This is a genomic window from Cesiribacter sp. SM1, assembly GCF_020178975.1.
In the GTDB taxonomy this organism is placed as follows: Bacteria; Bacteroidota; Bacteroidia; order Cytophagales; family Cyclobacteriaceae; genus Cesiribacter.
Genome location: NZ_JAHXBU010000046.1, coordinates 166913 through 179419, shown reverse-complemented (window position 1 = coordinate 179419; position 12507 = coordinate 166913). Strand labels below are relative to the sequence as shown.

Sequence of the window (12507 nt, the reverse complement as noted above, 5' to 3'; positions counted from 1 at the left end):
TTTCATCTCTTGATTACTCTGTTGGTGTTATTGGTCTCATTATCAGTGGTGTAAGCTTGTTTGATAAAGCCATCGGCAAAGGTGTTGCATTCCCAATTTCAAAGGTAGTTTAAGCTTGAAATTCGGGAATGTGCCATAGAGGCTTAACTATTATAAAGCTTCACATTTTCAAAACCATGGAGAAGTAATGCAGGGGAAGAGGATGTTTTGGAAATAAGGGCAAAAGTGGGGCTGGTGGGAGGAAGTGGGAGAGTTTGAAAAGGTGTTTTTGGTGCCCCATAAGGCCTGTTTGTTACCATTATGTTAAGTAAGAAAACACCTGAATATTCATGTATGGCTCTTAAATGCTAAGAAGACACGCTTACAGATATATAATATTGTTGACCTAAAATGCTACATATGTTAAACATTCTGCTTCTCGAAAGACTTGTGCACAAATCTTGTGTGGATAAGTCAAAGTGTATCTGGTTAAACTTTTGAAAATCAACAAGATACCTACTTTTGGTTTATGTGCTGTTAGAGGGTGTATGCTGTCTTAACATACTGAATTTGAGCTGTTTCTGCTATAAATAAAAATTGAGTTCAATATAAATAAATAGGATATTATTAATGATAAGGCTTTTTTATTTCTTTATTTAGGCATTTTAATTGAATTAAACGTATATAAGTGTGATAGCTTGTTTGGGTGTGTGGTAAAGGTGGGAGAAAGTGGTAAAATGTGGATAAAGATGTCATTTTAATTTCTAGATTTGCAGAAGACCCATGGCATATTTCACTTCTGAATATGAATGTAAGCTCGATGCGAAAGGCAGAATGATGCTGCCCGCCCGCATCAAATCCGCACTGCCAAGTTCGGCTACGGATGAGCTTGTGCTGCGCCGTGGGTTTGAGCCATGTCTGGTGGTGTATCCCTATACCGAGTACAAAAAGATTTTTTCCAAGATTGCATCTCTCAATGAGTTCAATGAGGAGTACAGAACACTTCAGCGTAATTTTTTCAGGGGTAATGTGCAGGTTGAGCTGGATGGCAGTGGCCGCTTGCTTATTCCTAAAACCATGATGAAGTATGCCGAACTGGACAAAGATGTAATTGTGGTGGGGATGGGAAACCGCTTTGAATTATGGAATCCGGAAAAGTATGAGGATTACCTGATTCAGGACAGGGACGAGTTTAGTAAATTAGCGGAAAAATATCTTTCAGAATAAGTTGCCAATGTCCTACCACGAGCCGGTAATGCTTCAGGAAACGCTGGAGGGATTGCAGCTGCAGCCAAACGGAACCTACGTAGATCTTACTTTTGGTGGCGGTGGCCATAGCAAAGCAATTCTTCAGCAACTAGGAGAAGGAGGGCGTCTGTTTGCTTTCGATCAGGACGATGATGCCCGACAGCAGGCTACTGCTATCACAGATCCCCGCTTCAGGTTTATAGAAACCAACTTCAGGCACCTAAAGCGATACTTGAAGCTTTTTGGCGTAACAGCGGTAGATGGCATCCTGGCCGACCTGGGAGTATCTTCTCATCAGCTCGATGAGCCGGAGCGTGGTTTTTCTACCCGCTTCGAGGCTGATCTGGACATGCGGATGGATAGGGCTAGTAGCCTGACAGCCAGTGAAATAGTAAATACATACCCGGAGCGTGAGCTGCATAAAATACTGGGTATGTACGGCGAAGTGAAGAATGCGAAGTCGCTCGCAGCGGCAATTGTGGCAAAGCGGATCAATGCGCCCATACGCACGGTAAATGACTTAAAGGAAGTGCTGAACCGCTACGCCCCCAAGGGCAAGGAATTCAAATACCAGGCCCAGGTGTTCCAGGCGCTGCGCATTGTGGTGAATGATGAGCTGCAGGCGCTGGAGGAGATGCTTGAGCAAACAGCAGAGGTGCTTAGGTCGGGTGGCAGACTGGTGGTCATGAGTTACCATTCGCTGGAAGACCGGCTGGTAAAACATTTTATGGCAAAGGGGAAATTCTCGGGTGAGGCAGAAAAGGATTTTTACGGAAATATGCAGCGGCCCCTGGAGCCGGTAACCCGTAAGCCAATAGAGCCCGGGGCAGAGGAAATAGCAAGAAATAACAGGGCAAGAAGTGCGCGTTTGCGTGTGGCAGAAAAAATATAAGGAGGTGGGGTATGTTGATGTTAGTGGCAAACAAACCGAAAGCTAAAAAGAAACAAAAGCAGAAGGATCGTAAGAACCTGTTTGCGCGTGTGGAAGCAATGTTCCGGATGCAGCGCCTTTTTGATGAGGGTGTGCCGGTGCGTTATTTCCCTTTTGGTATTTTTCTGATGCTGATCCTGCTTACCTACATTGGCAATAATCACTATGCCGAGCGCATGCAGCGCAAAATTCAGAAGCTGGAGAGTGAAGTAGAAGACCTTAGGGCCGACTACACCACCCTTAAGGCCGACTATATGTTCTCCAGTAAACAGTCTGAAGTTGCCCGTAAGGTGCAGCCTATGGGTCTTATAGAAAGTCAGCAACCACCAATCAAACTTATACTGAAAGACGATGAAGATTAAGCAATCCATGCTCCTGCGGGTACGCATTGCCTTCCTCTTTGTCTTTATATTCGGGGCAGCAATCATCTACCGCATTTTTGACCTGCAAATGCTGCAGGGGAGCAAGTGGCGCAAAGTGGCGGCGGCAACCAGCCTGCAGTATCGTACCATTAAGGCTACCCGGGGTAATATTTACTCTGATAACGGAAGCCTGCTGGCTACTTCTTTGCCCTTTTACCGGGTGTGCATGGACCCTACCATTGCCAAAGAAGAGCTCTACAAGCAAAGCATTGATTCGCTGGCCCTCATGCTGTCGCGCTTTTTTGGCGACCGCAGCAAGGAAGAGTACAAGCGCCGCATTAACGATGCCCGCCGCAGCAAGCGCCAGTACCTGATCGTAAACCGCCTGCAAATTGGCTATCAGGATAAAAAGAAGATGGAAAAGTGGCCCCTTTTCCGCGAAGGCAAGTATAAGGGTGGCGTAATTTTCGAAAAGGTTGAGAAGCGTTTCAAGCCTTTTTCTACCCTGGCTAACCGTACGGTTGGCTACATTAACGAATCAGAATCGGGAGCGGGCCTGGAATATAGTTTTAACGAACAGCTTAGGGGTAAGCATGGTGAGGCGCTATTCAGGCGTGTTGCCGGTGGCAGCTGGCAGCCTGTGTTTGGCGAAACCGAAAAGAGGCCTGTAGAAGGGCTCGATATTTTTACCACCCTGGATGTAAACCTGCAGGACGTGGCAGAATCATCGCTGCTGCGCCACCTGCAGTACCACAATGCCGACAGGGGCTGTGTGGTGGTAATGGAGGTAAAGACCGGCCACATCAAAGCTATGGCCAATCTTAGCCGCAACGCGGCGGGTTATTATGCCGAGAGCTATAACCTGGCGGTAGGGCAGCATGGTTTGCGTGAACCTGGCTCTACCTTTAAGCTGGCCAGCATGATTGCCCTCTTCGAAGATACCAACATCAAACTTACCGATACAGTTGATACCGGAAATGGCATACAGCGGTTCTACAAAGAGGTGATTCGCGATCATAAGCCGGGAGGCTATGGTAAGATTACCATCGAAGAAGCTTTTGCCAAATCATCGAACATAGCAGTTGCTAAGCTGGTGGATGCCCATTTCGGCCTGAAGCCACAGCGTTTCATGGACTATATCCGGCAAATGGGTTTAACCGAACCACTGGGCTTTCAGCTGAAAGGGGAGGGTTTGCCTAAGTTTCCGCCCCAGCAAAAGTGGAGTGGTATTACACTGCCCTGGATGGCTTATGGCTATGGCTTTGAAATTACACCCCTGCAAACCCTTAGCTTCTATAATGCGGTGGCCAACGATGGTAAAATGATGCGGCCTATGCTCGTGTCTTCCATCCGCAGGGCCGACAAGCTGGAACAGGAATTTCTGCCACAGGTAATGCAGGAAAAGATCTGCTCCGCACAAACGCTGGAGAGTGTACGCAAAATGCTGGAGGGTGTGGTGGAACATGGTACGGCCAATAACATCCGCAACAGTCATTACCCCATTGCCGGCAAAACCGGTACGGCACAAACACTGGAAAACGGCAGGTACGCTAAAAAGTATTACACCTCCTTTGTGGGTTATTTTCCTGCCGACAGGCCAAAATACAGTGCCATTGTGGTGATTGATAATCCAAAAGGCTACAATCAGTATGGTAGTGATGTGGCGGCACCTGTGTTCAAGGAAATTGCCGATAAGGTGTATGCCCGCGACCTGGAGATGCACCCTCCTTATTATCCGGTACCCATGGTGGAGCCTGGCTTCCCGGTAGTGCAGTCGGGTTACATGCCTGAGTTGTTTGAGATCAGTAAGCAGTTTGGGCTTGCGTACAAAACACCCATTGCCGAAGACTGGGTAAAAGCACAGATTGATAGTGCTGCCATAGACTGGAAACCACGATCTACAGAGGTAGGCCGTATACCTGATGTGCGGGGCATGACCCTGCGCGATGCCCTGTTCCTGCTGGAAAACAAAGGAGTGGAGGTGCGGTTTACGGGCCATGGCCGGGTATTGCGGCAATCGCAGGAGCCGGGCAGCAGGGCCCTGAAAGGAAGTTATATTACGTTAACACTTGGATAAATGCCAATACTACAGAACATTCTGTATAAGATAAATTTAAAGGCTGTTAGTGGCCCAACCGATATCAGTATCATGGATATCACCTTCGACTCCAGGCAGGTAGCCCCCGGCAGCCTGTTTGTAGCCGTTAAGGGAACCCAGAGCGACGGCCACGACTTTATTGAAAAAGCAATTGAAAAAGGCGCAGCTGCCATCATTGCAGAAACGCTGCCACGCCCCCTGCCCGAGGGTATTACCTGGGTGCAGGTGGTGAATTCTGCAGCTGCCCTGGGTATAGCGGCTGCCAACTTTTATGATAATCCTTCGGAGAAGTTAACCATTGTGGCGGTTACCGGCACCAACGGCAAAACCACCACGGCCACCCTTTTATTCAAGCTTTTCAGGGCGCTGGGCTATTCATCGGGGCTCTTCTCCACCGTTCGCAATTTTATCAATGAGAACGAAGTGCAGGCCACGCATACCACGCCGGATGCCCTGCAGTTACAGCGTCTGCTGGCAAAAATGGTGGCAGAGGGTTGTACCCATTGCTTTATGGAGGCTTCTTCGCATGCCATTGTGCAGCATCGCTTAAGCGGACTGCGACTAAGTGGTGCTATTTTTTCCAATATCACACACGATCACCTCGATTACCACCAAACCTTCGATGCCTACATAGAAGCCAAGAAAGGTTTGTTCGATATGCTGCCCAAAGATGCCTGGGCGCTAACCAACATAGATGATAAGCGGGGAATGGTGATGCTGCAGAATACCAAAGCTGCTAAGCATACCTATGCCCTGAAAAAGCCTGCCGATTTCAAGGCAAGGCTTATCAGCAACACCCTGCAGGGGCTGGAGCTGGATGTGGATGGAAAGGTAGTCTGGTTTAAGCTTATTGGAGATTTCAATGCTTACAACCTGCTTTCAGTGTATGCTGCTGCCATGCTTATGGGCGAAGAAGCTGATGAGGTACTTACCCAGCTGAGTAGTATTTCAACTGCCCCTGGCCGGTTTGAACAGGTGTCTGCCGGTTCTGATGTGGTTGCCGTGGTGGATTACGCTCACACACCGGATGCACTGGAAAATGTACTAAAAACCATTGCCGGTTTTCGCACCGGTAACGAGCAGGTGATTACAGTGGTTGGTTGTGGTGGTAACAGGGATAAGGCAAAGCGCCCGCTGATGGCAGAAATTGCAACTAACCTGAGCGATCGGGTGGTGCTTACCTCAGATAATCCCCGCAACGAAGAACCCGCCCAGATCATTGCCGATATGCAGCAGGGGGTAAATGCCAGCAACACCAGAAAAGTACTAAGCATCCTGGACCGGAAAGAGGCTATCCGCACCGCCTGTATGCTGGCCCGGCCCGGCGATATTATTCTGGTAGCAGGCAAGGGACATGAAACATATCAGGAAATTGCAGGCGTAAAGCATCCTTTCGATGATCGTCAGGTTCTGGCAGAAATCTTACGTGAGGTCAGGTCTTAGTAAAATTATAATTCTTAGAAAAACCCAATAAAGCTTTTAATTTGGTTTAGCCATAAACCATTAACAACCAGCTAAGATGCTGTATTACATTTTCGATTTTCTAGAGAGAAGATTTGACCTGATCGGAGCCCAGGTTTTTCAGTACATTTCCTTCCGGGCGGGCGGTGCCGCCTTTCTGTCACTCATCATCAGTCTGCTGATCGGTAAGCGAATTATCCGCTATTTACAGAAAAGACAAATAGGGGAGATTGTGCGCAACCTTGGCTTACAGGGCCAAATTGAAAAAAAAGGTACACCAACCATGGGTGGTATTATTATAATTGCCGCCATTGTAATTCCCTCCCTGCTGTTTGCTCAGTTGGATAATATTTATGTGATCCTGATGATCGTTGCTACCCTCTGGATGGGTTTCATTGGTTTTCTGGACGACTACATAAAGGTGTTCCGCAAGAATAAGGAAGGCCTTGCCGGTAAGTTTAAAGTGGTGGGTCAGATTGGCCTGGGCCTGATCGTTGGCCTTACGCTTTATTTCCACAACGATGTGGTGATCAGGGAATTTGTACGCGACCCGCTGGTGGTAGCCGTAGAGGAGGAGCCTGAGCCGGAGCCCATCACAACCAAAACGCCATACAAGGATATCAAGAGCACGCTCACTACCATTCCTTTTGCCAAGAATAATTCATTCGACTACAGTGACATACTGCCAGCAGAATTTCAGGATTATACCTGGGTGGTGTACGTGCTGATCGTGATCTTTATCGTTACGGCCGTATCGAATGGGGCCAATATTACCGATGGTATCGACGGGCTTGCTGCCGGGGTCTCGGCCATCATAGGGCTAACACTTGCCATCTTTGCCTATGTATCGGGCAACGTTATTTTCTCAGACTACCTCAATATTATGTACCTGCCAAACACGGGTGAACTGGTGGTTTTCTGTGCGGCATTTGTGGGAGCCTGTATCGGGTTCCTCTGGTTCAATGCTTACCCGGCGCAGGTATTTATGGGCGATACAGGTAGCCTTTCCCTGGGTGGCATTATTGCAGTACTGGCTTTTGCCCTGCGTAAAGAATGGCTGATCCCGATTCTGTGCGGTATTTTCCTGGTAGAAAACCTGTCGGTAATGCTGCAGGTAAGCTACTTCAAATACACCAAAAAGAAGTATGGAGAAGGCCGCCGTATTTTTAAAATGTCGCCCCTGCACCACCACTATCAGAAGATGGATTACCACGAAAGTAAAATAGTGAGCCGCTTCTGGATTGTTGGTATTCTGCTGGCAATTATTACCCTAACTACGCTTAAACTTCGCTAAAGACTATGAACAGGAAAGAACAGATTGTTGTGTTGGGTGGTGGCGAAAGCGGCACTGGTGCTGCTTTGCTTGCTGCTCATAAAGGCTATGCTGTCTTTCTGTCTGAAAAAACACAGCTTGCTGATGCCTATCGCCAGCAACTGGTGGAAAGAGGAATACCCTTCGAAGAGGGAGGCCACACCCTTGAAAAAATTCTGAATGCCGATAAGGTGATCAAAAGCCCCGGCATACCGGATAATGCACCTATTGTAGCCGAGCTGCGCCAAAAAGGGGTGCCGGTGGTAGACGAGCTATCCTTCGCGCTTGACTATACCCCGGCAAAAGTAATTGCCATTACAGGTACCAATGGTAAAACCACCACTACGCTGCTCACTTATCACCTGCTGAAAGAAGCCGGGCTAAAGGTAGGATTGGCAGGTAATGTTGGCTACAGCCTGGCTGCGCTGCTGGCTGCCGGAAACAGCTACGACTGGCTGGTGCTGGAGGTTAGTTCATTTCAGCTCGATGGAATGCCCGGCTTTAGGCCTTATACGGGTATCTTGCTCAATATTACCCCCGACCACCTGGATCGCTACGAATATAGATTCGAGAACTATGTGGCATCCAAAATGCAGCTCTGCAGCTCCATGCACGATGATGACGCTCTTATCTTCAATGCGGAGGATCCAGTGATAGCAGAGGCCCTCCGGCAGTATGATATCAAAGCGCAGATGTTGCCGGTGGCTGCTAGTGGTAAAGAGGCGGCCGCTAACCTTGATCCTGACTGGATCAGGATCAAAGGGCCTGTAAGGGATACGCTCTACCCGCATTCTGATATTGTGCTGCGCGGACGCCACAACTACCTGAATACCGCCTGTGCTGTTTTGGCTGCTTACAGGGCCGGGGTTTCTGAAGCCTCTATCAGCCAGTCGTTGCAAAGCTTTAAAAATGCTCCGCACCGTCTGGAAAAAGTGGGCGAGACAGGGGGTGTGGAATGGATCAATGATTCAAAGGCAACCAATGTAGATGCGGCCTGGTATGCCCTGGATGCCATGCAGAAACCAGTGGTGTGGATTGCAGGTGGTACTGACAAAGGAAATGATTATGACCAGCTCCAGGCCCTTGTGCGCCAGAAGGTAAAGGCCCTGGTGTGTATGGGAAAAGATAATGAAAAACTCCTGAGGTATTTTAATGGTATAGTGCCTATTTTGTATGACACCCACAGCCTGGAGGAAGCCATGCAGAAAGCTGCAGAGGCTGCCTTGCCGGGAGACGTTGTGTTGCTGGCGCCAGCCTGTGCAAGCTTCGATCTTTTTAAGAATTATATAGATAGGGGTGATCAGTTCCGGAAGAAAGTAGACGAAATAAAGAATAGCAGATAGGAGGCAGGATGATAGACTCAGTTAAACTTTGGATGCAGCAGAACCTGAAAGGTGATCCCGTGATCTGGATCATTGTATTCATGTTTTCATTGCTAAGCGTGGCAGCCGTTTACAGTGCCACCGGTACACTTGCCTATAAGCGTGATGTGGAGGTAGAGCAGTACCTTATAAACCACTCCCTGCTTATGTTCCTGAGTTTGGGTGCCATGTGGGTGGCGCACCGGGTGGATTACCGCTACTACAGCAGGCTCTCCCGTTTTGCGCTGATACTTTCTGTACCGCTCCTGTTGTATGCCTTCTTCTTTGGTACCAACCTGAACGAAGCCAGCCGCTGGATAGAAATTCCGCTGATCAATAAAACCTTTCAGCCCTCCGACTTGGCCAAGCTTGCGCTTATTGCCAACCTGGCAGCCATGCTTAGCAAACGGCAGCAGAACATTACCGATAAGGAGCTGCTAACGCCTGTGTTGTTCTGGATTGGCCTGATCTGCGGTTTGATTGCGCTCTCCAACTTCTCTACTGCGGGCCTGCTGTTCGCTACCTGTCTGCTGCTGATGTTCATTGGTCGCGTGCCGGTTAAGTACCTCTTTTTGCTGATCCTGATCGGTGCGATTGGCGGTGGCCTGGCATTTGCCTTCGGTCAGCGGGGTGGTACCCTGCTCTCCCGTATCGAAAGCTATACAAGTCCCGGAGAAATATCATACCAAACAGAACAATCCTACATAGCCATAGCAACTGGTGGTATTGCCGGAAAAGGCCCGGGCAACAGCGATAGCCGTAACCTGCTGCCGCACCCGTATTCTGACTTTATCTATGCAATCATCATAGAAGAATATGGTTTGTTCGGGGGCATCCTGGTAATCTTCCTCTACCTGGCCCTGCTCTACCGGGGTATGAAGGCTGTCTCGCAAAGTGAGCGGGCCTTCGGGGGCTTGCTTTCTGCAGGATTGGCCTTTGCGCTGGTACTGCAGGCATTTGTGAACATGGGAGTTGCCGTTGGTATTTTGCCGGTAACAGGGCAGCCCCTGCCAATGATCAGTATGGGGGGTACTTCTTTGCTATTCAATGGCTTAGCACTTGGTATTATTCTTAGTGTAAGCAGGGGAGATGTGGAAGATATTGCTACAGCGCCAAAAGATGTAGGAAACTACGCCAAGACAGCATAGGTATGTGGATAAATTATTATGATTTATCTTTACTGAATACCATTAAATACTTGTACATTAATAGTTGAAAATTGTTAAGCTATCTCCTCTTCACAACCATATCGAGTAATTATTAGCGGTGGCGGCACGGGTGGTCATATTTACCCTGCCATAGCCATAGCAGATGCCCTGCGTCGCATTGCCCCACAAACCGAGATCATGTTTGTAGGTGCAAAAGGTCGTATGGAAATGCAGAAAGTACCGGAGGCAGGCTATCATATCGAAGGTCTCTGGATCAGTGGTCTGCAACGTCGCCTTACGCTGGATAACCTGGCTTTCCCCTTAAAGGTGATCAGCAGTGTTGCCAGGGCCACAGCCCTGGTTAAGGAGTTTAAGCCCCATGCTGTTGTTGGTGTTGGTGGTTATGCCAGCGGACCCCTTGTTTTTGCAGCTACCCGCCAGGGAATTCCCGGCTTGCTGCAGGAGCAAAATGGTTATGCAGGCCTAACCAATAAACTCCTGGCTAAGTATGTAAAAAAGATTTGCGTTGCTTACCCCGGAATGGAAAACTATTTCCCTGCAAACAAGCTTGTCTTTACCGGCAACCCGGTAAGGAAGGATATTCTTCAGGCACAGCAACTGCGCAGGGAAGGCTTAAGCTTTTTCGGGTTCAGGGAAGATTTGAAAACACTGCTTATAATTGGCGGCAGCCTGGGTGCCCGCACCATTAACCAAAGTATTTTGGAAGGACTGGAGGAACTGCAGGCGCAGCGGGTGCAGGTATTATGGCAAACAGGTAAAGTATATTACGATGCCCTTAACGAATCTACAAAACACTTACAGGGCGACAGGCTCAGGATTATGCCTTTCATTAAGGAAATGCCACTGGCCTATGGCGCTGCCGATGTGGTGGTGTCGCGAGCCGGTGCTTTAAGTATATCGGAACTATGCCTGGCAGCCAGGCCATCCATACTGGTGCCTTCGCCCAACGTGGCAGAAGATCATCAGACAAAAAATGCACTTAACCTGGTAAAGGAAAATGCCGCAGTGCTGGTGCGGGATGTACAGGCACATGAAGCCCTGGTGCGCGAGGCCCTGGCCCTGCTGCACGACGAAGCCCGTAAACAGGAGCTAAGTCAACATATTGCCCGCCTTGGAAAGCCCAATGCGGCAGAAAATATTGCAAACGAAATAATATCCTTAATTGCGTGAAGCTGGCGGACTACCATAACATCTACTTTTTAGGTATAGGCGGCATAGGTATGAGCGCACTGGCCCGCTGGTTCTGCAAAAACGGATTCAGGGTGGGGGGCTATGACCGCACGCCTACAGCTTTAACCACTGAGCTTGAAGCGGAAGGTGTTACCATTCATTTTGAAGACAGCCTGAATGCCATGCCTGCCTGGGTTAAGGAGGAGCGCGAACGCACGCTGGTAATACTTACACCTGCAATTCCTAAGAATCACCTGGGTTGGAGTTTCCTCAGGTTCGAGGAGTACACGATAAAGAAAAGGGCTGAAGTGCTGGGCATGCTTACCCACAACCGCCACACGGCTGCTGTAGCAGGCACCCATGGCAAAACCACCACTTCTTCCATGATTGCCCACCTGCTGAAAGACTCAGGCAAGCCTGTTTCTGCTTTTCTGGGTGGTATTACAGCCAATTATGGCAGCAATCTCATTTTGCACAACGGGCCCGAAGAGCCGGTGATTGTTGCAGAGGCAGATGAGTTTGACCGTTCATTTCTGTGGTTGGAGCCTGAGCTGGCTGTTGTAACGGCTACAGATGCAGATCACCTGGATATTTATGGTGATGCAGCAAAGGTAGTGGAGGCTTTCATGCTTTTTGTGGGCAGGGTACAGCCTGGTGGCACTGTTTTTATCAACTCAAATTGCGATGCCATTATTGCCAATGGGGCAGGTAAAGGGGTTGAGGTACTTAGCTACGGCCTGGCGACAGATGCAAGCTGCAGAGCCGAAAATGTAAGGGTGGAAAATGGTGCCTTTTACTTTGATTATGTTGGGCTGGAGGAGGAGATCAGGGACCTGGAGCTGGGCATACCAGGGTTTCACAATGTGGAAAATGCAGTGGCGGCTATTTCAGTTGCCCTGAAGCTGAAGATCTCTACCGATAATATCAGGAAAGCACTTGCCTCCTTCCGGGGAGTGAAGCGCCGCTTTGAGCTGGTATATAAAGGAGGTAATTCTGTATTGATCGATGACTATGCGCATCACCCGGAAGAGATACGGGCCTTTCTGAAATCTGTACGGGCCTTGTACCCCGAAAAAAAATTGACGGTTGTTTTTCAGCCGCATTTGTACACCCGGACCCGCGATTTTCACGAAGGCTTTGCAGAGTCACTGAGTCTTGCAGACGAGGTAATTCTCACCAACATATATCCTGCCCGTGAAGAACCTTTGGAGGGTGTGGAGTCTCAAATAATCTATAACCTGCTGACAGCTAAAGAGAAGAAGATGGTTAAGCTGCAGGAGGTTCCAGCATTACTTGAAGAGGGTACTTACGAAGTGCTGATGACCGTAGGTGCAGGCAGTATTGACACGCTGATACCACAGATCAAAGGCCTGTTGGAGAAAAAAGAGAAAGAAGAGGCGAATGGATAAGCAGAGG

Annotated in this window: 10 protein-coding genes; all 10 read left to right on the top strand. The window is 48.8% G+C overall.

Features of this window, described 5'->3' with window-relative positions:
- The first annotated feature begins 762 nt into the window (after positions 1-762).
- The 10 genes from mraZ to murC all read left to right on the top strand — a co-directional run bounded on the left by mraZ (position 763) and on the right by murC (position 12500).
- Positions 763-1206, top strand: coding sequence for a division/cell wall cluster transcriptional repressor MraZ (gene mraZ / locus KWJ01_RS10855; protein WP_224996462.1), 444 nt, complete (start codon positions 763-765; stop codon positions 1204-1206).
- Positions 1207-1213: 7 nt separating this feature from the next.
- Positions 1214-2119 (top strand): 16S rRNA (cytosine(1402)-N(4))-methyltransferase RsmH, encoded by a 906-nt coding sequence (gene rsmH, locus KWJ01_RS10850; RefSeq protein WP_224996461.1) that lies wholly within the window; start codon positions 1214-1216, stop codon positions 2117-2119.
- Positions 2120-2136: 17 nt separating this feature from the next.
- Positions 2137-2520: an FtsL-like putative cell division protein gene (locus tag KWJ01_RS10845; RefSeq protein WP_224996555.1), complete on the top strand. Its 384-nt coding sequence runs from the start codon at positions 2137-2139 to the stop codon at positions 2518-2520.
- Positions 2510-4597, top strand: coding sequence for a penicillin-binding protein (locus tag KWJ01_RS10840; RefSeq protein ID WP_224996460.1), 2088 nt, complete (start codon positions 2510-2512; stop codon positions 4595-4597). The genes KWJ01_RS10845 and KWJ01_RS10840 overlap by 11 nt, the downstream gene beginning before the upstream one ends.
- On the top strand, positions 4598-6061 hold the full coding sequence (locus KWJ01_RS10835) for a UDP-N-acetylmuramoyl-L-alanyl-D-glutamate--2,6-diaminopimelate ligase (RefSeq protein WP_224996459.1): 1464 nt from the start codon (positions 4598-4600) through the stop codon (positions 6059-6061).
- Between the two features lie 76 nt (positions 6062-6137).
- On the top strand, positions 6138-7373 hold the full coding sequence (mraY, locus tag KWJ01_RS10830; protein WP_224996458.1) for a phospho-N-acetylmuramoyl-pentapeptide-transferase: 1236 nt from the start codon (positions 6138-6140) through the stop codon (positions 7371-7373).
- 5 nt (positions 7374-7378) lie between these two features.
- Positions 7379-8734, top strand: coding sequence for a UDP-N-acetylmuramoyl-L-alanine--D-glutamate ligase (murD, locus tag KWJ01_RS10825; RefSeq protein WP_224996457.1), 1356 nt, complete (start codon positions 7379-7381; stop codon positions 8732-8734).
- 11 nt (positions 8735-8745) lie between these two features.
- On the top strand, positions 8746-9900 hold the full coding sequence (locus KWJ01_RS10820) for an FtsW/RodA/SpoVE family cell cycle protein (protein ID WP_370634711.1): 1155 nt from the start codon (positions 8746-8748) through the stop codon (positions 9898-9900).
- A gap of 81 nt (positions 9901-9981) precedes the next feature.
- Positions 9982-11091 carry an undecaprenyldiphospho-muramoylpentapeptide beta-N-acetylglucosaminyltransferase gene (gene murG, locus KWJ01_RS10815; RefSeq protein WP_224996554.1) on the top strand — a complete coding sequence of 370 codons (1110 nt, stop codon included), beginning with the start codon at positions 9982-9984 and terminating at the stop codon, positions 11089-11091.
- A complete protein-coding gene (gene murC, locus KWJ01_RS10810; protein ID WP_224996455.1) occupies positions 11088-12500 on the top strand; it encodes a UDP-N-acetylmuramate--L-alanine ligase in 1413 nt (470 codons plus the stop codon). Before murG ends, murC begins: the two co-directional genes overlap by 4 nt.
- The last annotated feature ends 7 nt before the right edge of the window (positions 12501-12507 follow it).

Coding starts and splice junctions, on each gene's coding strand:
- mraZ (WP_224996462.1), top strand. CDS start 763: ATGGCATATTTCACTTCTGAATATGAATGTAAGCTCGATGCGAAAGGC.
- rsmH (WP_224996461.1), top strand. CDS start 1,214: ATGTCCTACCACGAGCCGGTAATGCTTCAGGAAACGCTGGAGGGATTG.
- KWJ01_RS10845 (WP_224996555.1), top strand. CDS start 2,137: ATGTTAGTGGCAAACAAACCGAAAGCTAAAAAGAAACAAAAGCAGAAG.
- KWJ01_RS10840 (WP_224996460.1), top strand. CDS start 2,510: ATGAAGATTAAGCAATCCATGCTCCTGCGGGTACGCATTGCCTTCCTC.
- KWJ01_RS10835 (WP_224996459.1), top strand. CDS start 4,598: ATGCCAATACTACAGAACATTCTGTATAAGATAAATTTAAAGGCTGTT.
- mraY (WP_224996458.1), top strand. CDS start 6,138: ATGCTGTATTACATTTTCGATTTTCTAGAGAGAAGATTTGACCTGATC.
- murD (WP_224996457.1), top strand. CDS start 7,379: ATGAACAGGAAAGAACAGATTGTTGTGTTGGGTGGTGGCGAAAGCGGC.